This is a genomic window from Pseudoalteromonas xiamenensis (assembly GCF_030994125.1).
GTDB lineage: Bacteria > Pseudomonadota > Gammaproteobacteria > Enterobacterales > Alteromonadaceae > Pseudoalteromonas > Pseudoalteromonas xiamenensis_B.
Genome location: NZ_CP099917.1, coordinates 157250 through 181975 on the forward strand (window position 1 = coordinate 157250; position 24726 = coordinate 181975).

Sequence of the window (24726 nt, forward strand, 5' to 3'; positions counted from 1 at the left end):
CAGTTAGAACACTTCTTTTAGCATGGTAAGCACTTCATTCACGTCTGTGGGTTGCACCATGTCGGTGTCAGCCAACAAATGTGTTGCAAGTGCTCGTTTCTTTTCATGTAATTCTAGAATACGTTCTTCAACGGTATGTTGGGCAAACAATCTATATACGGTGACCGGCTTGGTTTGACCTATCCGGTGCACTCGGTCGGTAGCTTGATCTTGCACTGCTGGGTTCCACCACGGATCCATATGAATAACATAATCGGCTTGCGTAAGATTCAGCCCGAAACCACCCGCTTTGAGGCTTATCAAAAATGCATCCCCTTCACCTTGCTGAAACGCAGCGATACGGTTTTGTCTCGCTTCTGTCGGTGTGCCGCCATCCAGATATTGATAAGGGATGTTGTGCTCATCAAAAGCCTTTCTAATTAACGTTAAAAAGCCCACAAACTGGCTGAAGATAAGTACCTTGTGGTTGTTTTCACGAAGCGATTGCATAAGAGACAAGAGCGTGGTCATCTTACTGTTTGGTAAGGTGCTTTGTTCGATAAGTAAACGAGCGTCACAGCACGCCTGACGAAGTTTGACGAGTTCGGCGAGCATACGCAATCTTTGCTCGCCAGGATTTTGCACTAACGCGGTTTTTGTTAGCTCGTCTACTGCATTTTGGCGCAATGATTCATAAAACGCCATCTCTTCGCTAGACAGGACAACAGGCAAGTCAATTTCTGTTTTATCTGGTAAATCTTTTAAGACTTCCTCTTTTGTTCTTCTCAATAAAAATGGACTTAGGAGGGCTTTTAGTCCTGCATTGGCCTTTTTGGCCGCGACGGGATCGTCCTCCTTACGTTCAATTGGTATCGTAAAGCGAGCGCTGAAACGTTTGAGATTGCCTAGCAAACCCGGATTAACAAAGCGGAAAATGCTCCAAAGCTCCGTAAGATTATTTTCAATTGGTGTGCCAGTTAACGCCATTTTAAAGCCAGATTTAAGCGTGTAAGCCGCTTTCGAACGACTCGAAAGCGGATTTTTAAGGAACTGAGCTTCATCCGCTACAGTGGTTGACCAGCGAATGCGTTTTAATTCATCTGCCAAACGTTGAAGTAGGCTGTAGCTGACGACAACACAATCAAATGGTTGAAGATTTGCTAAAAGTGACGTTCTATCTTCGCCAGTGCTTGTCTGGCTTAAAATTATTACGTTCAAAGAAGGGGCAAATCGGACTAACTCGTGCTGCCAGTTATAACATACGGATGTTGGTGCGATGATTAAACTTGGTCCTTCGCTTGCTCGAGCGAGCAAAACGGCAATCGCTTGTAGTGTTTTGCCAAGTCCCATGTCATCCGCAAGACAGGCTCCTGCACCCCAATGGGCCAATCTGAGCGCCCAGAATACGCCTTCCACTTGATATGGACGTAACGATGCTTGTAAATTGTGCGCAATTGCCAATTCTAATTCGTTCGATTCATGCAACTTGCTTTTGAGCGCATCCCAACCCGGTACTGTTTGCATTCGAAGACCGGTGGTGGAGTCATAGACGAGTCTTGCTGCAAATTCTGAAAAATGCCCTTCGTCGGTGAGCAGATTTAGTTCATCCAATTTATCGCGGAGTGCTTGTGACAAATTTAATATTTCACCGTTTTCAAGCGGAATAAATCGTCCTTGGTGCGTATTCACTAAACCGAGTAAAGGCTTTATTGCGATAACTGTTTTTTCATCAATTTGCAGCTCGCCCGTTAGGTCAAACCACTCATTTTTCTGGTACAGACCAAGTTGCAGCTGATGCGTTTGCAATGGTGTAGAGACGCTAAGGGATTTCCCTTTTTGCCACTGCAATCGAATGGTGTGGTCATTCGTTTCTCTAATTTCCGTTTCCAAAACCTCAAGTACGGACAAGGCGTCTGATAATTCCGGTAGATTAAGGGTGTTTGCTGCCATGGTTTGAAATGCGGGGCAAATCGAATCCAAGGTATCAAGGAGCGTTTGCTCAAAGAGCAGGTCACGGGTTGTGGATAGCCGTTCGTTGTGTATTTTGGCCGTAATAAATTCTGAACCAATCCCCGGAACATAGCTCGGTCCATTTTCACCAAAAGGCATTACAACACATTGAAAACTTAACCCATGTCGATATGGTTTTATGTTTATTACCAAGTCATTACGGGCTTTGACTGCCGTTTCAGTCGATTGAATGTCAGGTAAATTCGACTCAATACTGAGTAGAGGCGATATGGCTTTAATTGTGTCTAGTATTTTGTTTTTATGAATCCGTGGAATAGACAAACCTTGTTCACTGACAATGTCTACAATCGCTATATGTTGCGGTTCAAAAATAACCAATTCGATGGTTTGGTCGCACAACACGCTATAAGCTTCACCTGCGAAATTGAATTCTGGAAGAGGATGTACTTGAAGGGTAATTGTTTCCGCTTGTTCGTTAACGACAAGGACGGGGGCTTTCTCGACTAACGAGAAATACTCTTGTTGATGCTCTACAAGCAGCACGTTTTGTGCCCCAACGAGTTGTTTGAGCGCTTTTAAACCTTCAAGGAGGTACGGCTCTGTGTAACGAGATGCCGCTACACGCTGTATCTTAGCGCATACTTGTTTATCTCGAGGTGACAAATAACGAAAGGCATGCGGTGCGTCTTTTAGCTTCGAGAGGGGAATTTCGTTGCCCGTTATCCAACTGCTCTCCTGCTGAATCTGTTCATGTGCTGTAATACGTACAGCGTAGCGTGTTTTATGGAGTTTCCACAGGACGCGTTTATCAGCCTGGGATACTGGAGTGAATTCAACTGGATTGGTATTGAGCGCGACTAATTTGTCTAGCGCTTGTTCCCAGCTGGGTTTTACTGCCACGAGATTGAGTGGTGTTACCGTTGAGGGGTTTTTTACGTGCGTTTGACACCAATTGGCTAATAAAGGAAACCCCAGAGAATCAAATTGTGCCGCGAGTTGCTTTAACGTAACAAAATTAAGATTTGCTGTTGAATCAGTCCAAGCGACACCAAGTTGTGCAGCCCATTTCAACAGCAAACTGTAAAAAGGGTCTTGCTTGCTTAAATGTTGAATGTCGATTTTCGTGGCGTCAAAAACGGCGTCATTTTGTATGTATTTAGCTATGGCTTCAAGGAGAAGTCCAGTGTATAAAAAATTGGAGCATTGAGTACGGTTTTGGCGAAGACTTTCCACAAATGCAAAGAGTAGAGACAAACTGTCGTACTCGGGCTTATCTTTAAGCGCGATAAGGGTTAGCAAGTAACAAAGCGCAGGGATTTCATCAAAAAATGAATATTTCTTCCGACTGTACTTTTGCTTTGCCGTAAGAGCTTGTTCAAATTGCAAAAATGCACTTTCAAAATCGCCAATGATGAAACGATACATGCCTTGGAGCTGATGTGACCATGAAGTCTTTCCCAACGTATCTTGCACGCATTTGAACTGTTCGATTTGTGCTTGGTACAAACTTAATTCAGCGTGTAACAAGCGTAGCGGGGTATTATTGGCATTTTTTTGGAGTGCAAGACCGAGTTGTTTACAGGTTGGGTGTATCGATAACCCATTTTGAACGCGAACCTTAAAAGCAGCAGCAAATGCTTGATATTGCAAATAGTTGGGGAGTGTTAAAAATGTGTCGACAGAAAAAGGGGCAAAATACCGAGCATGTAATGTACAAAGGTACGCTGAAGGGATGAGCTGGGGATCTTTTGACGTTGGAAAATAAGCGCCGTATTGGGTCGTATCTTCGAGTAAAAGTGCGAAATAAGCCTGTCGTTTGTCGCTTTTGCTTATCACGTAATCCTGTTCAGCATCCTCTATGACGAGTTTAAGTCTTCGCAATTGTACGTCGCTTAACTGATTTACAGCCAGATTCGCCGCGTGAGCTTGCGCTTCAATGCCATTTTCAGTCACACGGATACACGCGTATTCAATCAACGTTGATTTTTTTTGGATTAACGGTTCTGCAGTTGAGCAGCTCGTGAAGCCAGCCTCAATAAAATACTCAATTAACTTAACTAGCTGGGTCTGCTTTATCGGTTCAACAACTAAAACCACAATTTGCAGTAAGGTGAGGGCTTCAAGGTCTTCTATACAGCGTTGTTGCTGCTCAAGTTTTTCTCGGTCAAATTCGTTAAAAAACATAGTCGTGGCAAAGTTACGTGGGCGACAGGAAAAGTACCAACAAATAGTAATTGGCGCAAATTTAAAAAACGTTTGAAAGAGGTGAAAAGCCAGTTCGTTTCGTCATAAGACGCTGCTGACCCTTCACCTTCTGCAGTAGACTATACTTTGAATTGCTCAAGCATGTCTTCTTGATGGGCAATTTTGTCAACTTGTGAATGCATCGTACTATCGACTGTTTGTGAGTCACGATAGACTGTCTCTGATATACCACGAATATCGGCGGCATTCGCATTGACGTTTTCAACAATGTGGCCCTGTTGGTTAAGCATATTCGCAATTTCAACGTTTAAATGAACAATATTTGCGATAGCAGCGCGCATCTGTTCAAGTACGCCTTTGGTTTCATCTGCCTTGCCCACGGTTTTCTCTACAACTTGTTGACTTAATTTCATCACCTGAACGGCACTCACGGCTCCAGCTTGTAGCTGATCTATCATAGCTTTGATTTCAGTGGTGGCTTCCTGAGTACGCTGCGCAAGCGTTCTAACTTCGTCGGCAACAACCGCGAAACCTCGCCCAGATTCACCTGCCCGAGCGGCTTCAATAGCAGCGTTGAGCGCAAGTAAGTTGGTTTGTTCCGCAATACCATTAATTACAGACAAGATTTGTTCTATTCCACTTGAGGAGACTTCCAATTCTGTCACGACGTTAACCGCCTCAGCAATTTGCGTTGATAAGTGCGCTACCGTGCTGGTGGTCTCTGCGACGACGCGTTGCCCACTAACCGCAGTGGCGTCTGTTTCTTGAATTGCCTTTGCTGCGTCTTGTGCCGTGGCTGCGACCTGTTTCTCCGTTTCGGAGAGATGCTCCGTCGCATTGGTCAGCGTATCAAGTGCCTGGAGCTGTTTGTCTATCGCTTCACGTGATTTTCGCGCTTCACGGGATGTCTGTTTTGCGTCTTTTAAAATATCACGACCAAGGCGCTGAATTTCACCGATTAAGTTTTGCAAACGCTCGGTAAATGCATTGAAGTTCTCGGCCATTGCTTTGAATTCAGGCTCGTCAGGTGCTGTTAAACGGACCGTAAGATCGGCATTACCTTTGGCGATGTTTGCCATGGCAAAGTTTATTTCTTCGAGCGGGCGAAGTAAGGAATTCACAAAGAAAAGCAAAATACCGATACTCGCAGCCAATGCGATGAGCGTAAGAATAATCGAATCGTTACGCATTTCGGCAACGGCTGAAAAGACAATGTCTTTGTCGAGCAATACACCGATTTTCCAATCCATGCCTTTCACAGACTGGAACACCAATATTTTGTCTTTTCCATCAATTTGAATTGTTTGAGCGCCGTTTTGTGTTGATACCGCAGGCAAAAATGACTTCATGTCTTTGCCGTTTAGTTTGGCGTCGGGGTGAGAAATAATGCTGCCGTTGTTGCTTACCATAAACGCATAGCCTGCGTTAAACAGGCGGAATGCATTAATCATTTCGCTCAATTTGGCCAAACTTACGTCAAAGAAAATTGCGCCACCAAAAGAGCCTGACTTTTTAACAGGAACGCCTATAGACACCAAAATCTCTTTCGTGACGGCATCAGCGTAAGGTGCCGTTACAATCGATTTGTTTGCGTTTTTTGCATCGGTGTACCAAGGGCGCTTTCGAGGATCCCATGTTGGTCCTGGATCCCAAGACGGATCACTGGCTACGTATTTCCCTGTGCTCTCTTGGCCGTATCCAATAAGCAGGAAAGTCGACGTCAGCTTTGGCTGTGACAAAATAGGGAAGGCTTCTTCCAACGAATTCGTATTCGCAACGAGACCGGTCGTCAGTTCCGCCAAATCCAAACTGCCTTGCATTTGAGCGGTGACCGTGTTGCTAATGCCTTGGATGATTTCATCGACACTGTGATCAACTTGTCTTTTTAGGTTATCTTCAAGCAGAAAATATTGTTTGATCGAAAGTGTACCGAGCGCTATCACAAGTACGATAGAGGACAGTAATACAATCTTGTGTTTAAACTTCACCGAACTTCTCCTAAACACGCCTGAAATATTAACGTTAAGGGAATTTTAAAAAGTTGCAAATTTTTAACGTTGTATTGCTATTACAAATGTGAACAGCCTAGCTTAAAACGTGGGCTATTCATTGTGCTACTCTTCCTCAGAATTGGGGACAACGGTATTTTGCAGAAGTGTTTCTGTTTCAATCGCGATGTCTTTCATTTTGATAGCGTACAATTCTAAACGTTTTTCTTCTTCTGTCTTTGGGACAAACTTAGGTACTTCAACGGGATAACCAGCCTGATCCATTGCAATAAAACTGATAACACAATGATTTGTCTCAACGAGTTGTTGCTTTTTGGGATCGCCACAACGGACGCGTATGAAGATTTGCATACTGGTTTTTCCGGTATGCGCGATTTGTGCGCTGACTTCTACAATCTGACCGACAAGAATAGGACGATGAAATCGTACTCCCGCCACGGACACGGTAACGCAATAGCTTCCGCTCCAACCTGCAGCGCAGGCGTATCCTGCTTGATCTATCCATTTCATTACCACACCACCGTGGACTTTGCCGCCAAAATTGACGTCCGTAGGTTCTGCTAGAAATCGGAAAGTGAGTTGATGTTGCGGCATAAAAGCCTCCTGCACGGCTAATTAGTACTAGTATAGACACAATTTGTATCATGACCGCAGGATTTTGACTAATTTTTGTTAATTCTCAATGCGTTGATATTTATTAGTGGCTGAATGGAGTGAGTGCTAAATAGATTAAATGGCAAGAGAATACCTCTTAATGCAGTCGGTCACTTTGATGAATCAGCGCGATTGAAATTAAAAAGGGGCCGGATGGGCCCCTTGCAATTTGGGTTTGGATACTTTTATCGAATTACGTTGTTAAATAGCGCGTATGAATTGCATATTTGAACGCATTAATTCGTTGAACACATTACATATTCGGATAATTAGGACCACCAGCACCCTCTGGAGTAATCCAGGTGATGTTCTGACTTGGGTCTTTGATATCACACGTTTTACAGTGAATACAATTTTGCGCATTAATCACAAACGTATCCTGACCATCTTCACTTTTCGCGACTTCATAAACTCCAGCAGGGCAGTATCGCTGGGCAGGTTCAGCGTATTTCGCTAGGTTTACACTAATTGGTATAGACGAATCAGCCAACTGTAAGTGACATGGTTGCGATTCTTCGTGGTTAGTATTTGAAAGAAATACAGATGACAACTTGTCAAAGCTGAGTTTGCCATCCGGTTTAGGGTAATCAATCGGTGTGCATTCAGACTTTAGCTTCATTTGCGCATGATCAGGGACTTCATCCTTGATAGTAAATGGCAAGCTTCCAGAAAAGATGTTTTGGTCGATCATATTGTACGCACCGCCCAAAATTTTTCCGAATTTGTGTAGTGCTGGACCGAAGTTACGTGACTTGTACAACTCATCGTAAACCCAACTTGATTTGAATTTTTCAGCGTAAGTAACCAAGTCGCTTGCAGGCGCATCTGAACTTAGCGCTTCAATGATAGCGTCCGCCGCTATCATGCCCGATTTCATCGCTGTATGGTTGCCCTTAATTTTCGAGAAGTTTAGTGTGCCAGCGTCACAGCCGATAAGGAGACCACCAGGGAAGTGCATTTTTGGCAGCGAGTGAAAACCGCCTTTAGCGATTGCTCTCGCACCATAAGACACGCGTTCGCCGCCCTCAAGCACCTTTGCAAAAACAGGGTGATGTTTCATGCGCTGGAACTCATCAAATGGGCTTAAATAAGGATTGTCATAGTTTAAATCAATGATGAGACCGATTACGACTTGATTGTTTTCAGCATGGTAGAGGAAAGAGCCTCCACTCGCACCTTCACTCAACGGCCACCCCGCACCATGCACGACTAAACCTTCTTGGTGTTTTTCAGGACTTATTTGCCATATTTCTTTAAAACCGATGCCATAGTGCTGAGGTGTGGCATCTTTGTCTAATCCAAATGTCTTGATCAGTTGTTTACCTAAATGACCGCGGCAGCCCTCTGCAAATACCGTGTATTTTGCGCGAAGTTCCATTCCTGGCATGTAACTGTCTTTTGGTTGGCCGTCTTTATCTACGCCCATGTCACCGGTCACGATACCTTTAACTTCGTTATTTTCGACGATTAAGCTATGTGCGCTGAATCCTGGAAAAATTTCAATGCCGAGCGATTCTGCTTGTTCAGCAAGCCACCGACAGACATTCCCCATCGAAACGATGTAGTTGCCTTCGTTCATAAATGTTTTTGGAACAACGAAGTTTGGTAACAATTTGGCACTAGTTTCGTTTTTAAATAGGTAGATCTCATCGTGAGAGACTTTGGTTGTGATTGGTGCCCCTTTGGTTTGCCAATCTGGTATGAGCTCATTTAATGCGGTTGTTTCAAACACCGCGCCTGATAGAATGTGAGCACCGACCTCAGAACCTTTTTCGACGACGCAAATCATGAGTTCTTGTTGTTTTTCTTGCGCTTGCTGGGCGAGTCGAATGGCACACGAAAGACCCGCAGGGCCCGCGCCGACAATTACGACATCAAATTCCATGGTTTCACGTTCGACCATTGCTACCTCGTATAATTCTGTGACGGAGATACAGATTCTCTTGTTTTCATCTGCATTGAGTGCAAATGTAACATAATTGTATCTTAGTAAATCTAAGTTTACTTGATTTAAGTTAAGCTAAGGTTATTTTAGGTTGACGTTTACGTCAACAGGAAGTAGATTGAAAACATCAATAAAGTAGGTTGACGCATACGTAACGTAATTGTCATCTAACAGAATAACCAGAAAATGGAGCAGCTATGAAAGTCCTTGTACCAATCAAAAGAGTGATTGACTACAACGTCAAGGCGCGCGTTAAATCAGACAACAGTGATGTCGACTTAAGCAACGTAAAAATGGCGATTAACCCTTTTTGTGAAATCGCTGTTGAAGAAGCCGTACGTTTAAAAGAAGCAGGAACCGCAACGGAAGTAGTGGTCGTGTCTATCGGTGATAAAGCCTGTCAAGAGCAGCTAAGAACGGCTCTTGCTTTGGGTGCAGACCGCGCTATTCAAATAGAGACAGACCAAAAACTTGAATCGCTACATGTTGCAAAATTACTAGCGAAATTAGTCGAGCAAGAATCACCTGAATTGGTCATCTTAGGCAAGCAAACCATCGATGCCGATAATAATCAAACTGGACAAATGTTGGCAGCTTTGACCAAACGAGGTCAAGCGACGTTCGCTTCTAAGGTTGTTGTTGAAGGTGGTAAAGCGGTCGTCACTCGTGAAGTGGATGGTGGACTGCAAACGGTTGCCGTGAACTTGCCTGCGATCGTTACGACAGATTTACGCTTAAATGAGCCTCGCTACGCGTCTTTGCCAAATATCATGAAGGCGAAACGCAAGCCGTTGGACGTCATTACTGCTGATACATTGGGTGTTGACCTAAGTCCTCGCGTGACGCTTGTACGAGTTGAAGAACCAGCAAAACGCCAAGGCGGCATTGTGGTTGAGAGTGTTTCTGAACTGGTTGAAAAATTAAAAAATGAAGCGAAGGTGATCTCATGAAGATTTTAGTTATTGCAGATCATGATAACGGCGCGCTTAAAGCGGAAACGTCAAAAGTAATCAATGCAGCGAGTAAAATTGGTTCAGATATTAGCGTGTTGGTTGCAGGTCACAATGTGGGGAGCATTGTTGAAGCCGCAGCGAGTATTGCCGGCGTAACAAACGTTTTAGTGGCAGACAACGCTGTTTATGAAGCTCAACTGGCCGAAAATATTTCAGAGTTAGTGCTCAGTATTGCGGAAGGCTATACACATATTTTGGCAAGCGCATCAACTACGGGCAAAAATATGCTTCCGCGTGTTGCTGCACTGCTTGATAAATCGCAAATTTCGGAAATCATCGCCGTTGTTGACGAAAACACCTTCAAGCGTCCTATTTATGCTGGTAATGCGATTGCGACAGTGCAAAGCAATGAGTCCGTTAAGTTACTCACCGTACGTGCTAGTGCATTTGATTTACAAGGCGCACAAGCACCTGCTGTGATTTCTGCAGTTGGTACTGTCGTGGATAATACGATGACGCAGTTTGTGAGTATCGAACAAACTGAATCAGAACGCCCTGAGCTAACTGCAGCACCCGTTGTGATTTCTGGTGGTCGCGGGATGCAAAATGGTGAAAACTTCGCCCTTCTGGAAGGGATTGCAGACAAACTGGGTGCCGCTATTGGTGCATCGCGTGCTGCTGTAGACGCTGGATTTGTACCAAACGACATGCAAGTGGGTCAAACGGGTAAAATCGTAGCACCGAATCTTTACATCGCCGTTGGTATTAGTGGCGCTATCCAGCACCTTGCCGGTATGAAAGACTCCAAAGTCATTGTTGCAATCAACAAAGACCCAGACGCGCCAATTTTCCAAGTTGCTGATTATGGTTTAGTCGCAGACTTGTTTGAGGTACTACCAGAGCTAGAAAAAGCTTTATAAGAAACGATTCTGGTTGTTAAAGCCGTTGTGCCTTGTGCCGCGGCTTTTTTTATGTCTAAAAAAGCACTATATGAGGCTTTTTATCTGCGATAAACCGAAGATGTTTGTCGCCAGAAAGCATAAACTTGTGGTACTACAAGCTAGAAATCATTTTGCTTCGTGTCACTAATGTCAAGCAAAGCAACGTCGTTTCTGTACCATAGGGCTTGTCTTTATCAGTTCCAAGGAGTTAGGTGTGAGAATAAACCGTACATTCACTAAAATAATGTTGTGCTCTGCAATCGCGTTGAGTGGTCCAGTAATCGCCAATACTTGTAATGAAAGTGAGTTAAGTCGATTAGTTGAGAAAATTGAACTACGCCCAGCAAATACGATGTGTGGCGCACAAATGAGTATGCTGCTTATCTCGTTAAGCGATGATAAGGGGACTAAGCACGACGAATTAAATCAGATAAGCTTAGATGTTAGGAATGAGCACAATATAAGTGTAACTCGTTATTCATTAAAACGTGCTCAGACAGACAACAGCAAAGTGGCGTTAACGTGTTTGAATGGAACGTATGCGACGAACAGTCAATTGATTTTTAACACAGGCAACGTGACAACGAGTAAGAAGAGTAACAACAATACGCTTTCGCTCAAAAGCAAAAAACTAGAATGTAATTTATCGTCCTTATTGAACAATACCTACGCAAGAAATTGATCATTTTCGGCTGGTTTCACGAGATAGCTCGTGTTGCCTGCTTGTTGGATAAGGGAGTATGTCAACGGAGTGGTCCTACTTTGCCATTATTCATTCGCGGACAAATAATCAGAAAATCAATCGCCATTAAACTGAAAGATGTAATCTTGGTGGTCTTTTTTTGGAATGCTTTTTTCAAGGCATTACCTTATCGTCTTACAAGCATTTACTTCAGGCTTTGTAACCCTGTTTTTTATGGATGATTCTATCAACAGATGTTTTTGCCAACCACGAGGTTTTGAGAAATGCATTAGATGGGCTCGCGTTTGATGGTTCAAATACCAATATAGTAACGTGCAGTAAATAGGCCTGTTCGAGTTTGCTCATCCGGTCTTTTCATCACATGCTCTACGATGTTGATCGCGGTTCTGGGTTTTAAGGTACCTCTGCAACTCATTTATAAACTATTAAAGCTGAATCGAGCAGACCAGCTATCGGTCCAAGACTGTGAGAAATGTAACATCCTGTAATTGATACCTACCAAAGCCCTAACTATAGTTAGCGGTGCAATTTAATTAACGTAATGTTAAAGGGATGGTTACAATGAAGCGTTTTACAAAGTTAGTAATAATTGGATTTGCCCTTGCAAGTCTAAGTTCAAAGGTGATGGCTGCGGTTAGCTGTCCGGTTAGCCAAGATTGGTTGGTAAATCCAAGTATGCCAACGGAAGTGAAAAAAGTGATGGTAATTCATCAACGTTTTGTGATTTCTACCAGTTTTCTACTCAAGCTTATGTATATCTGATGAGCAAAAGCAATGGTAAAGACTTGAACTTTCTTGACCCGAAACAATATGCGGTACTCGAATTTGACAGTGAAGGAAAACCACTAAACTCTTGTGACAACAAAATCACGGGATCGACGATACGTAATCGACTCCAAAAAGCGAAAAGAACCGCTTTCTCTACCGCTCAAGCTGGCGATGGGGCTACGATATACGCCCAAGATGGCAATGTGATTTACTATGAAGTTCGGTTTAATAAATCCCTTTGTGATCAAACAGGCAGTGCAGTTGAGCTTGCAAAACAGAACCAAACCAACTTTTTAGCAGGCACGACTGAAATTAAAACTGCATGGAAAGTGTTGTCCAACGATGAAGCAAAAAGTAATCAATTCGTCGTTCAGCAACAAAAAATCGCTGGTAAAAAGCAAACACTAGGCCTTGTCGGGATGCATATTGCTGTTGCAACCGAAAACCACCCTGAATTTGTTTGGGCAACGTTTGAACACAAAGTTAATGCCCCCGATTGTGCGCCAACTGCAGTTACTGCCAAAGAAAGCTGGACGTTTGCCAGCCACAGTTGTGCTAGTGGTCTGAGTAACTCGGCAACGGCTGGTAATGTATGCAATTTTAATAATCCGTCGGAAGAGCAAACCGCAGCGACGGGAACTCCGACAAATATCTGTCGTGTTTACCCTTATGGAACAGGTGCTGGCGATTTATTCGCAACCGATAATCTTACCGCTATTTTGGATCAAAATAGCGATTTAGATACACAAATTGATGCCCTAAAATCGCCCTCAACTTATGCGGTGCTAAAAAACTATTTTCAAGTAGGGGCGCTGTGGGTGAGTGATATTGGGAAAAATACGGGTGGAAAAGGGGTGCCAAATGAACGTGGCTCACTAAGATTGGCAAACACGGTAGCAGAAACAACCTATCAGCACGTAAATCTAAATAGTAATTTTGCGAGTAATTGCTTTGGTTGCCACAATTTCATCGGAACTGAAAACCGTATCAATAACAACATTACAAGCCAGTCTTTGAGTCATATATTTTTAGATATTGTTGTCGGTCAAGGAAAGGCGGCGGATGTTTCGGCGCAAAAAGTCATTGTGGATAACAGCATGGCGCAGGGCGTTTGTCAGGGAACCGATGAAAACCTAGGTGTGTGTCCAAGCACAGCAAGTTTTCTCAAATGGAATGGGCAGTGGACGAATAGCAATAGCAGTGCTGGCTCTGTCTGTGGATGCGTCATGAAGTAACTCATCGATATTGTTACCAAAGACATGGGTAAATTTTTGACTTGTGGCCGGATAAGGTTAATTATTCGGCCTTTTAATATAAAAAGGTGAATAGAGCTGAGACGTTATACGCTGCAAACATTCATCGATGTAACCAAAACAAATCATACGAAGGCGAGTTCAATATACACGTGTTGCAACGTACTTGCTCAAGTTGCAGCAGACGATAATGTCCAAACAAATAGTTGAGTAGATCTTGAGAGGATACTTCATTTCGGTAAGACATGCGGAAGCTATCCATATCACGATGTGTCAGTCGACCTTGATACGTTCAGCGTTAATTGCGGTTGCGTGGAACGCATTGACCCAGAAGCTTGAATATCACTTGCTCCGATGGAACGAAATCAACTCAAGCTTGCCAATATGTGTCTTGAGCGACGGGTTTCCATTCGATTATCCCTTATCAGGCAAAACGGAATGTCTTCTAACCAGTGATGGATAGAATTCGTTGCTGATTTTTAATCCTTTCACTTGATAAACCTCTTTCAAAATGAGCGCAGCAGCCATCTTTGCCATTTCTTCAACGGGGTAATTAATCGTCGTGAGCGCAGGGAACAAGTAGCTTGAGTACACAATGTTGTCGAAACCAATGATAGAAAGTTCTTCGGGCAATTGCATGCCTTGCTCACGCGCATAGGCCATTGCACCAGACGCCATTTCATCGTTTGCACATACTAGCGCTGTAAACTGGTGATTACCATTCAATAGCGTTTTGAGTCCTTCTGTACCACTTTCTTGTTTAAAGTCTCCCATGTAAACCAATTCATCTTCAAGTTTTATACCTGTTTCGCGAAGCGCTTGTATATGCCCTTCAAAACGCGCTTTTGCGTCTTCTTTCCAATTTGGCCCTGCAATGTAGGCTATTTTACGATGACCTAAATCAAGCAATTCTTTCGTTGCTAAATAGCCACCAGTTTTATTGTCTAAGTAGATACAGCGATCGTGAAGTGGTTTTATGTAGCGGTTAATAATGACCAGCGGGATCCCTTTTTCGCACAATGCTTCAAGGTAGTCATCAGACAAGGCATCGAGGTGTAAAATAAGCGCATCGCAGTTGCGGCTAAGTAGAAACTCAATACCCGCTTTTTCACTTTCTTCATTACTGTGGCCTGCCGTAATGATGACGTGTTTGTTCGCATCACGGAGACGCTTTTCTGCGCCCGCCATTAAGTTTCCAAAAAACGGACCGCACAGTTCAGGGATTAGGATACCAATGCTGTTAGAGCGGTTTGAGGCGAGAGATTGAGCTATCGCGTTAGGGCGATAACCGAGGCTATCCATTGCTTCCATGACCTTTTTCGTCGTCTTTTCGCTCACGTTGCCATTTTTATTGATGACTCTTGATACCGTCGCGAGTGAAACGCCTGCCAAAACTGAAACATCGTAAATCGTTGCCATCGAATAACCGCTCCTAACAAATTCGACTCTATGGTAGCGCGTGCGTATCTTTATTTAAAGTTAAGTGCTGGTGTATTTCATCCAATTTTTCATTATTTAATCGATACTTGAGCATAATTAATGCCACGCCAAAAGAACCAAGCGACGATACGAGCGTAAAGGTTACGACTATACCATGTAACGTCTCTTCAGTTTGCGGTACGCCATTTTGATAATTAAAGTAGGCGAGAAACCAACCTGCGAGAGCGCCACCTAGCGCAATACCGAGTTTGATAAAGAAGATGATGCTGGAATAAACAAGACCGGTTGTTCGGATCCCTGACTTTACTTCGCCATAATCAATAGTATCCGCCATTTTTGCCCAAAGTAGGGGCGTCGCTGTATCGGTTAAAAATTTCCAAACAATAAATGCCGCAAATGCCAAATAGACATCATGGGGTCCGATAAAGTAGGACAGGGCACAGATAACAGCGGCCGTGAATTGCAAACCAATATACAGTTTCACTTTGCAAAAATAACGTGACAACGGTTCTGCGACGGCACAACCAATCATACTGCCAAGGACGCCCAACGTAATAAAAAGACTGACGAGATCTTCGCGCTGGAGAAAGTACTTAACGTAATATACCGCGAGCGTTAAGCGTAAAACTTGGCCAGTTAACAGAGACAGAGCTGCCCCGCATAATACCCGCCATTGGTCGTTTTTAAGAAGTGCAACGAACAACTTTTTAGAGAAACCGTGTTGTTCTGTACTTGGCACACGCTCCTTCGTACCAAAAAAACACAAAATGAAAAGCACAAAACCGAGCGTGCTCATAGCCAACATGGCGAGCTGATAACCTTTAGCTAAGTCGCCTTTGCCTAGCCATTCTGTGAGTGGTAATGTTAACCCCGCCACAATTAAACCACCAAGCATCCCAAACACGAATCGATATGATTGGATGCTTACACGTTCTTTCGGGTTGTCTGACAACACGCCAGCCAAGGCGCAATAGGGAATGTTTATCGCGGTGTAGGCAAGCATCAAAAGTCCGTACGTGACATACGCATACACCACTTTACCACTTGAGGAGAGGTCTGGGACGGTGAACGCCAACACACTTATAATTGCAAAGGGAAGGGCAAGCCAAAGTAGGTATGGGCGAAACTGTCCATGTTTGGTACGAGTGTTGTCAGCCAAGGTGCCCATGAGTGGATCCGTTATGGCATCGATGATACGCACGACCAAAAACATGGTTCCGACGACGGCCGGATTTAAGCCCATTACATCAGTGTAATAGAGCATTAAAAACATCATTACGCTTTGGAAGATGATGTTACTCGCCGTATCACCAAGTCCGTAGGCAATTTTTTCTTTTATCGTTATCATGTTGCCTTACCTATTTTTGAATTTAGGTTACTTTCGCAAATCGAGACGCTTTGCGTCCAGCATATTTGCGTACGCTATACCGCTTTTTTTAATGGTTCGCTTCTGTGTTTCGTAATCGACATAAACCAAGCCAAACCGTTTAACGTAGCCTTCAGCCCATTCGAAATTGTCCATTAGGCTCCAAGCAAAATACCCTTGGATGTTTACGCCTGCTTGGATTGCGTTGTCGAGTGCAATCAAATGACTCTGATAATAGGCTAAACGATCGTCATCGTGAACTTCGCCGTCAATGATCACGTCTGGCATTGCAGCTCCATTTTCCGTGATGTAAATGGGTGGCAAGTTGAATCGGTTATGCAGATCAAGTAGCAATTTGGTAAAGGATTCAGGATAAATTTCCCAACCCATATCCGTGTAGGGTGGGCGATGTGCCAATTCTTCAAACAGTTTTGTCGGTTCAGACGGTTGTGCATAGAAACGGCGGGTATAGAAATTGATCCCTAAAAAATCAATCGGTCCACTAATGAGTTGCATATCGTTAGGCATCACGTTTGGCTTTACGCTGTCGTCAAGTTGATTTAGGACGTTCGGGTAGTGACCGGTCATGATAGGCATCAAATACCACAAATTATGATATTCATCGGCATTTATCGCAGCGACGATGTCTTCAGGCGTATCGGTATTACTGTAGCAAGGCGTAAAGTTTAATACGATGCCATTCATTGTGTGGGGTGTGAGCTTACGCAATACCTGCATTGCAAGGCCGTGTGCGAGTAAAATGTGATGTGCAGCTTGTCTACCTTCCTTCTGGGAGCAATGGCCTGGCGCGTGTACACCAAGTTCGTAGCCTAGGAATGCACTACAAAAAGGTTCGTTAAATGTGGCGTACGAATCTACAAGTCCGGCAAAGTGAGGAACTAATTGCTCGACATAGTCAGCATATAAAAAGGCGGTATTTCGATTTACCCATCCGCCTCGGTCTTCAATATGTTGTGGTAAATCCCAGTGGTAGAGCGTGACAAACGTTCGAATGCCTCTATCTTTTAGTGCCTGTAATAAGCGAGTGTAAAATGCGACGCCTTCGAAATTGATGTTGCCTTGCTTATCGATAACTCGAGGCCATGAGATAGAAAGGCGATAGGCATCGACGTTCAATGATGCAATAAGCTCAACATCTTCTTCCCAACGATTAAAATGGTCACATGCGACAAGTCCGTTTGAACTATCGGCAATCGTATTCGGTGTGTCGCAGAACGTATCCCAAATACACGGTAATCGGTGTTCGGCTCCACCCTCAATCTGAAATGAAGCCGTGGCAACGCCAAAAGTAAAATCAGCACGGCGCATTGTACTGTTGGTAGGAAGTTGCAGCATAGTTGTTGTGTTTGTCATTAGCTTTCCGATCTAGTCCATAAATGTAAGCGGTTACAAAAATGCTTGAAAAGCGTTTCTATAAGGGTTTAAATGATTATGAAAGCGCTTACATTTTAATGTTAGATTACAAAACAAACTAAACATTGGTCAAGGTTAAAAGAACAAAAGACCAAGATAATGGGAGAACTACCAATGGCGATTTCCGTGCTTGAATCACAGTCGCAACAGCAATCGGGCGGGCAATCACAGCCAATATCGCTTGCTTGGCTGACGTCGTTATTTTTTTTGTGGGGGTTTATAACCTGTCTAAATGACATTTTGATCCCGCATCTAAAAAACAGTTTCGATTTAAATTACTCGCAAGCCATGCTTGTCCAATTTTGCTTTTTTGGTGCCTATTTTTTGGTATCAATACCCGCGGGCAAATTGGTTGAAAAAATCGGTTTTCAACGAGGTATTGTCGTAGGGTTAGTGATTGCCGGATTGGGATGTGCACTTTTTTATCCTGCAGCATTGGTTCACACCTACAGCTTGTTTTTGGCGGCCTTATTTGTGTTGGCATCGGGTATTACGATATTGCAGGTGTCGGCCAATCCTTATGTTGCGAAATTAGGGAATGCCAAAACAGCGTCTTCGCGATTAACGATGACGCAAGCATTTAACTCGTTAGGTACCACAGTCGCGCCATTTTTTGGTGCGTTATTGATATTGGATAGCGCAGCGAACAGTGCAAATGACGCGAGTAGTGTGCAATTGCCTTATCTTGGTTTAGCGCTCAGTTTTATCGTGTTGGCAGCCGTCTTTGCGCTTTTAAAACTGCCAAGTATCGAACAGCAAAAATCCGATTTAACGTCTTCGTCATCCATCAAAGAGACGCTACAAGATAAGCGACTGGCGTTTGGTGTCATCGCAATTTTTGTGTACGTCGGTGCCGAAGTGTCGATTGGTAGTTTCATGGTAAATTTTTTGATGGAACAGCACATTGGAAATCTTTCAGAAAAAGCGGCTGCGGGTTATCTCGCGTACTATTGGGGTGGTGCGATGGTTGGTCGTTTTGCTGGTGCATTATTGATGCAAAAAATTTCGGGCGCTAAAGTACTCTTTGCCCATGCCCTCATCGCGATTGTGTTGATAGCGATTGCAGTCGTTAGCCAAGGCAGTTTAGCTATGTGGGCGCTCATTTTTGTTGGCCTATGTAATTCAGTGATGTTTCCGACCATTTTTAGTTTGGCTGTTGGTAATTTAGGTGAGAAAACGGCGACGGGTTCAGGCCTATTGTGTTTAGCGATTGTGGGTGGTGCAGTGATCCCTCTTTTCCAAGGCTTACTTGCAGATTCGATAGGCATCCAACATGCCTTAGTTTTACCCATTGTATGCTACGCGTTCATCGCGTTTTACGGTCGCTTTTTGACGAAACAAAACCACGCTTAGGAAAAGGATAATACAGTGAAAATTAGAACAATAATGCCATCGTTGGTGGCGAGTGCGGTTTTGAGTGTGTTGCTTGTTGGCTGTAACGAACAATCCAAATCGACGACGGTATCAAGTCAACCAGTTGATTCAACGTCGCTTTGGGCTCACGTCAATTCTGTGATCCCAAAAGACGAGAACGTAGAGCAGAAGGTTGACGCTATTCTTGCAAAAATGACGATTGAGCAAAAAGTAGCGCAAACCATCCAACCGGAGATCAAGTCAATTAGTGTCGAAGACATGCGCCGCTATGGTTTTGGTTCTTATCTCAATGGGGGCGGTTCATTTCCAAACGGTAACAAACATGCGACACCGAAGGAATGGATCGATCTTGCCGATGCGATGTATCAAGCATCAATAGATGCAAGCTTAGATGGCTCTACCATCCCTACCATGTGGGGAACGGATGCGGTACATGGCCACAATAACGTTATTGGGGCGACTATTTTTCCTCACAACATCGGTTTGGGGGCAACCAATAACCCCAAATTGCTTGAGCAGATTGGGGCTATTACGGCGAAAGAAGTGCGTGCGACAGGTATAGACTGGGTGTTTGCGCCAACCGTCGCAACGGTACGTGACGATCGTTGGGGACGAACTTATGAAGGCTATTCCGAAGACCCTGAAATTGTAAAAGCCTATGCAGGGGCGATGGTGAAAGGGTTACAGGGCGAGCCTGCAAACGGTCTATTCGCGGACGATAAGGTGATTAGCACCGTGAAGCACTTTTTAGGTGATGGTGGTACGGAAGGGGGTGATGACCAAGGAGACAATCTGGCATCGGAAAGCGAGCTTTATCGTATCCACGCACAAGGTTACGTCAGTGGTCTTGCGGCCGGAGCACAATCAGTGATGGCGTCGTTCAACAGTTGGAAAGGCGAAAAAGCGCATGGTAGCCACTATCTATTAACTGAAGTGCTTAAAAATAAAATGGGCTTTGACGGCTTTGTTGTCGGGGACTGGAATGGTCATGGGCAAGTTCCCGGTTGCAGTAATGAGAGTTGTCCGAATGCAATGAACGCAGGTCTTGACGTATTCATGGTGCCGGGACCGGAGTGGAAACCGTTGCTTGAAAACACGATTGCGCAAGTGAAAAGTGGGGCAATTTCTGAATCTCGACTCAATGATGCAGTACGTCGTATTTTACGTGTAAAAGTTAGAGCGGGATTGTTCGAGTCAGTAACCCCTAAAATGCGACCTTTAAGTGGAGATATGTCACTGATTGGCGCGAAAGACCACCGTGACATTGCCAAACAAGCTGTTCGTGAATCACTTGTGTTGCTAAAAAACAATAACCAGCTTTTACCACTAAATCCAGATTCACACGTTTTATTAGCCGGAGATGGCGCAGACAACATTGGCAAGCAATCTGGAGGCTGGAGCATTACATGGCAAGGTACGGGGAATACGAATGACGATTTTCCGGGTGGAACCAGCATATTTGATGGATTTAAGACACAAATCGAAAATGCAGGTGGCCAAGTTGAACTGTCGGTATCTGGTGAGTTTTCTCAAAAGCCGGATGTAGCCGTGGTTGTATTTGGAGAAGACCCCTACGCAGAAGGCAATGGCGACCTTGCAAATGTAGAATATCAGCGAGGCAACAAACGTGACCTGACGCTTTTAGAAAAATTAAAGTCGCAGGGTATTCCGGTTGTATCAGTCTTCTTGACAGGTCGTCCGCTTTGGGTAAATCCGGAATTAAATGCCTCTGACGCGTTCGTTGTGGCGTGGCTTCCAGGTAGTGAAGGTGGTGCGATTGCTGATGTGTTATTAAAGGATAAAAACGACGCAGTCGCGTATGATTTTAAAGGCAAGTTAACCTTCTCATGGCCCGCTTTGCCAACACAAACCGCGGTTAATCGTGGCGATAGTAACTACAACCCATTGTTACCTTATGGCTACGGGTTAAGTTATGGCCAGCAATCACCAACGGTTAATCTAGACAACTTGCCGACAGAATTTAACACCGTGCAAGGTGAACTTGCTAATCATGAGATCCTTGTCCGAGACGTTAAAGCACCAAGTTGGGCTCAAATTCGCGACGCATCAGGTGAGACTCGAATTTCGTCCAGTGTCACTCGTACAGCGTCGCTGGAGGTCACAACGGAAGATAAAACCGTACAGGAAGACGCGCGTAATCTCGTGTTTACTGGAAAGGCTGAAGCGAGTTTTGAAGTGCTGGCTGCATTTCCATCCGATTTACGTAATTTACTCGAGGCTGACGCGGCTTTAAATTTCGCTTTGAAAGTCAACCATACTGATGGGGGGCAGTCATTTAGTATCGCGGGTCCATGTAATAATGAGTGTGAAAAGACCGTTCAAGTCGCTGTTGAAAAACCAACTGGGTGGTATGACGTATCTGTCCCTGTCAGTTGTTTTACATCGCCTCAAAACGATTTATCAAAAGTGATGCACCTGTTTAAACTTTCCTCTGACAAGTCACTGAACATCTCTATCGCGGATGTCTATGTAGGGGCTCGTAGTGAAAACGCGGTTACAATAAGCTGTAAAAACTGATTTAGGGAGCATTAGCTCCCTTTTTTAATAACTAGAATAAGAAGAATATCGAATGAAACGAACTAGTTACTTCTATGTACTCTTACTTGTATCTACAGGTCCCATTGCACAAAGCAAATTGTGTATACAAGACCCTATTTGGCAGGATGAATTTAACGATGAGAAATTAAACCCTGATAAATGGAATATTGAACAAAATTGTTGGGGTGGTGGTAACCATGAGCTTCAATGCTATGTTAATGATAAGCGTACCATTACCGTTGCCAATGGCGTTTTATCTCTGACGGCATTTAAAGAACAAGGTACAGGACCTACCTTTCCAGAAGGGCATTCTAAATACGACCCTACACAAACATCGAGTAAATCGTTTATTAGCGGTCGAATCAACAGCAAATCAAAAGCGGCGTTTACCTACGGTCGATTTGAGATCCGTGCAAAACTGCCGGAGGGCCAAGGGAGTTGGCCTGCGATTTGGATGTTACCTGAAGACAATCGATATGGTCCTTGGCCAGAATCGGGTGAAATTGACATTATGGAAGCGGTAAATATTGGTACTCGCTCAGACGACAAAGATGCGTCTTATCAAGACAAACCTGAGACACGCGTTCACGGTACACTTCATTACGGCACAAGACCTCCCAAAAATGTATATACAGGTAAATCGTATCGGTTGGAAAAGGTGCGTTCGCCTAGTAACGGATTTCATGTCTATCGATTGGACTGGAAAAAGGATGAAATTAGCTGGTATGTCGATGGGGTACTTTATTCAACACAATATCCAAAAACGACCGGTTCAGAAGGTTGGTTTAGCCAACCTGAGGGCAGTACACCGCTACCTGACAACGCCCCCTTTAATCATCCATTTCACTTACTACTAAATGTTGCTGTAGGCGGTGATTGGGCAGGTAAGGTCAATGAAAAAGGTGTAGATGAGTCTAAACTCCCTTTCACAATGCAAGTTGACTGGGTTCGAGTTTACGACCTGTGTGATTGATAGAGAAAACGGTCCACTAACGCTACATTGATGTGCCTAGAACGTCATTAATCTCGCGCTTTAATGACGTTCCGTTTCTTCCAATTTTTTTTGTAAAATCAAGACTAATTCATCGTATTTTGGGCCAAAGCCTAAATTGGGTGCGAGTAAAGCGACAACACCGATGACAACCAACGCAGCAAAAAGCGTTTGTTGTGGCAAAACGTTGAGCGCATATAAAGTCAGCACTATAAACATGGCCGACACGGCAATAATACGAATGAAATTTGCTTTTCTTAGATTGCGTTTCGCCGCTTCGATGGTTTGTTTTTCTTGTTCAGTAAAATTCATTCTAATTTCGTGATACCTAAGACTTGTAAGCGATTTTCAATAAAACAGTTTACTTCGGACCATTGTACATGGCTATGACTGTAAGCCGATAGTTGATAGATTTTTATCTCTATTTGAACAAGCTGATGGCAGATAAGGCATTCCATGTTCTTGTTTCACTGATATAGAGCTAACGTAACGATGTACATCGACACGTACTTTCATTGCATTATTGTCTAAAACTGGGCCTGTTTTACGATGCGTGTGTGGCGCGAAGATTACGGCTTCCTGTTTTACAAAATTGGTCAATCGACTTGTCCACTTACGTGATAAAAAAGAATTTCCAAGTCTAGCCTTAAAAGCCAGACTTGGAAAAAGGGAGAGGGTCTGTGTTACGAGTTATTCGCTGTGTGTTTTACAGTAATGTTTGAGAAAATCTTGGTGGTTTGGCAACTGTTGCACCGTTCTATCCACGCTGTATTTAATCTGATTCAAAAACTGTGATAGTTCATCATTACTCATTACATCGACAATTGGGTGATAAGCTTTAGGTAAAATTCCTTGCCCCATCATTACTTGCGTCCAGGAATTCTCGCCAAACAGCTCGTTACCAGCCTTAAAAACACGTCCAGTTTCACGGAATAATTCTATGCGGTGGCGCAATGTGTCTGGGATCTCTAGGTTTTTGCAGTGACGCCAGAATGCGGAATCGGTGCGTTCAGTCGCATTGTAGTGAAGAATAATGAAATCACGAATGTTATCCACTTCTTCTTGTGTTTGACGGTTAAATTCGTCGACATCAGCTTGTTGAATACCTGCTTGAGGGAACAATTGCATCAAGCGAACGATGCCTCGCTGGATAAGGTGAATGCTGGTGGATTCTAATGGCTCAATAAAGCCAGAAGATAACCCTATCGCGACACAGTTTTTATTCCAATGTTTACGTCGTTGACCTGTAGTGAATTTGATCACGCGAGGATCGGTGATGGGATCGCTCGGTAAATTTTCGATTAGCGTACGTTTAGCGTCTTCATCACGGATAAAACGGTCGCAGTAGACGATACCATTACCCATACGTGTCTGTAGAGGGATTTGCCACTGCCAACCCGAGTCATGGGCAATGGCGCGCGTGTAAGGTTTTGGTTCCTGATCTAGCATCGTTTGCACAGCGATTGCCGAGTTCGCCGGGAGCCAATGACTCCAGTCATCAAATCCTGTGTGGAGCGCCTGCTCAATGAGCAAAGCACGGAATCCTGTACAGTCAATAAACAAATCGCCTTCGATGGTATTGCCGCTATCGAGCGTGACACTGTCTATATAACCGCTGACTTCGTTTAAATTTACCTGGGAAATCTTACCCTCAATGCGTTTCGCGCCATGCTCAAACGCCATCGTCTGTAAGAATTTCGCGTACAACGAAGCATCTAAGTGGTAGGCATAATTTAACGATTGTTTACTCAGGTGCGCGAACTTGTTTTGTTTTGCCGCTATAAGCTCTGGACAATAGTCGCCAAACTCTGACGCGATGCCCATTTGTTTCCCTTTAACCCAAAAATGTTGGAAACCAGCTGCCCAGCAATCTTTTCCGGTATACCCGAAAGAGTGAATGTAGTTATCTTGCTTGTTTGCCCAGTTTTCAAAGCCAATCCCAAGTTTAAAGGTCGCATTCGTCGCTGCCATAAACTCTTGCTCATTGATGTGTAAGAGCCGATGTAGCGTAAGCAGCGTTGGAATGGTCGCTTCACCAACACCGACCGTACCAATTTGATCAGATTCAATAAGCGTAATATCGAGTGTTTTACCTAACAATTTTGCTAACGAGGCAGCAGCCATCCAACCGGCTGTACCACCACCTGCAATGACCACTTTTTTTACTGCATTTACGTTCAT

At 44.0% G+C, this 24726-nt stretch carries 18 protein-coding genes; 8 read left to right on the forward strand and 10 right to left on the reverse strand.

The features are described from left to right. Positions 1-3 precede the first annotated feature (3 nt). The 4 genes from NI389_RS00695 to NI389_RS00710 form a co-directional block, all read right to left on the reverse strand. The gene (locus NI389_RS00695) at positions 4-4134 is read right to left on the reverse strand and encodes a DEAD/DEAH box helicase (protein WP_308361130.1); all 4131 of its coding nucleotides are present in this window, start codon (positions 4132-4134) and stop codon (positions 4-6) included. Positions 4135-4274: 140 nt separating this feature from the next. Next, entirely contained in the window at positions 4275-6143 is a 1869-nt protein-coding gene (locus tag NI389_RS00700; RefSeq protein ID WP_308361131.1) for a methyl-accepting chemotaxis protein, read from the reverse strand. A gap of 126 nt (positions 6144-6269) precedes the next feature. After that, complete coding sequence (locus tag NI389_RS00705; protein WP_308361132.1) at positions 6270-6758, reverse strand: acyl-CoA thioesterase; 489 nt, start codon at positions 6756-6758, stop codon at positions 6270-6272. 313 nt (positions 6759-7071) lie between these two features. Beyond that, the gene (locus NI389_RS00710) at positions 7072-8721 is read right to left on the reverse strand and encodes an electron transfer flavoprotein-ubiquinone oxidoreductase (RefSeq protein ID WP_308361133.1); all 1650 of its coding nucleotides are present in this window, start codon (positions 8719-8721) and stop codon (positions 7072-7074) included. A 239-nt stretch (positions 8722-8960) separates the two neighbouring features. Between NI389_RS00710 and NI389_RS00715 the strand changes: the two genes are divergently transcribed. The 5 genes from NI389_RS00715 to NI389_RS00735 all read left to right on the forward strand — a co-directional run bounded on the left by NI389_RS00715 (position 8961) and on the right by NI389_RS00735 (position 13363). Beyond that, positions 8961-9713, forward strand: a complete 753-nt coding sequence (locus NI389_RS00715) for an electron transfer flavoprotein subunit beta/FixA family protein (protein ID WP_308361134.1) — start codon at positions 8961-8963, stop codon at positions 9711-9713. Further along, on the forward strand, positions 9710-10636 hold the full coding sequence (locus NI389_RS00720) for an electron transfer flavoprotein subunit alpha/FixB family protein (protein ID WP_308361135.1): 927 nt from the start codon (positions 9710-9712) through the stop codon (positions 10634-10636). Before NI389_RS00715 ends, NI389_RS00720 begins: the two co-directional genes overlap by 4 nt. Positions 10637-10871: 235 nt before the next feature. Then, positions 10872-11339, forward strand: coding sequence for a hypothetical protein (locus NI389_RS00725; protein WP_308361136.1), 468 nt, complete (start codon positions 10872-10874; stop codon positions 11337-11339). 582 nt (positions 11340-11921) lie between these two features. Beyond that, a complete protein-coding gene (locus tag NI389_RS00730; protein WP_308361137.1) occupies positions 11922-12122 on the forward strand; it encodes a hypothetical protein in 201 nt (66 codons plus the stop codon). Next, positions 12122-13363: a mannan-binding lectin gene (locus NI389_RS00735; protein ID WP_308361138.1), complete on the forward strand. Its 1242-nt coding sequence runs from the start codon at positions 12122-12124 to the stop codon at positions 13361-13363. Before NI389_RS00730 ends, NI389_RS00735 begins: the two co-directional genes overlap by 1 nt. 432 nt (positions 13364-13795) lie before the next feature. On the opposite strand, the gene NI389_RS00740 is transcribed toward NI389_RS00735, so the two are convergent. From NI389_RS00740 to NI389_RS00750, 3 genes are read right to left on the reverse strand one after another with little or no spacing between them, the layout of a single operon-like run. Continuing rightward, positions 13796-14800: a LacI family DNA-binding transcriptional regulator gene (locus tag NI389_RS00740; RefSeq protein WP_308361139.1), complete on the reverse strand. Its 1005-nt coding sequence runs from the start codon at positions 14798-14800 to the stop codon at positions 13796-13798. 28 nt (positions 14801-14828) lie between these two features. Continuing rightward, positions 14829-16169, reverse strand: a complete 1341-nt coding sequence (locus NI389_RS00745) for a glycoside-pentoside-hexuronide (GPH):cation symporter (protein ID WP_308361140.1) — start codon at positions 16167-16169, stop codon at positions 14829-14831. Between the two features lie 27 nt (positions 16170-16196). Next, positions 16197-17561 (reverse strand): GH1 family beta-glucosidase, encoded by a 1365-nt coding sequence (locus NI389_RS00750; protein ID WP_308361141.1) that lies wholly within the window; start codon positions 17559-17561, stop codon positions 16197-16199. A 174-nt stretch (positions 17562-17735) separates the two neighbouring features. Here NI389_RS00750 and NI389_RS00755 point away from each other — a divergent pair, with 174 nt between their 5' ends. From NI389_RS00755 to NI389_RS00765, 3 genes are read left to right on the forward strand one after another with little or no spacing between them, the layout of a single operon-like run. Beyond that, positions 17736-18974, forward strand: coding sequence for a sugar MFS transporter (locus NI389_RS00755; protein WP_308362593.1), 1239 nt, complete (start codon positions 17736-17738; stop codon positions 18972-18974). A gap of 33 nt (positions 18975-19007) precedes the next feature. Further along, the gene (locus tag NI389_RS00760) at positions 19008-21533 is read left to right on the forward strand and encodes a glycoside hydrolase family 3 protein (RefSeq protein WP_308362594.1); all 2526 of its coding nucleotides are present in this window, start codon (positions 19008-19010) and stop codon (positions 21531-21533) included. Between the two features lie 52 nt (positions 21534-21585). Continuing rightward, on the forward strand, positions 21586-22527 hold the full coding sequence (locus tag NI389_RS00765; protein WP_308361142.1) for a glycoside hydrolase family 16 protein: 942 nt from the start codon (positions 21586-21588) through the stop codon (positions 22525-22527). A 60-nt stretch (positions 22528-22587) separates the two neighbouring features. Here NI389_RS00765 and NI389_RS00770 read toward each other — a convergent pair whose 3' ends face one another. The 3 genes from NI389_RS00770 to NI389_RS00780 all read right to left on the reverse strand — a co-directional run bounded on the left by NI389_RS00770 (position 22588) and on the right by NI389_RS00780 (position 24726). Beyond that, entirely contained in the window at positions 22588-22857 is a 270-nt protein-coding gene (locus tag NI389_RS00770) for a hypothetical protein (RefSeq protein WP_308361143.1), read from the reverse strand. Positions 22858-22929: 72 nt separating this feature from the next. Continuing rightward, positions 22930-23145, reverse strand: a complete 216-nt coding sequence (locus NI389_RS00775; RefSeq protein ID WP_308361144.1) for a hypothetical protein — start codon at positions 23143-23145, stop codon at positions 22930-22932. A gap of 90 nt (positions 23146-23235) precedes the next feature. Then, a complete protein-coding gene (locus tag NI389_RS00780) occupies positions 23236-24726 on the reverse strand; it encodes a tryptophan halogenase family protein (RefSeq protein ID WP_308361145.1) in 1491 nt (496 codons plus the stop codon).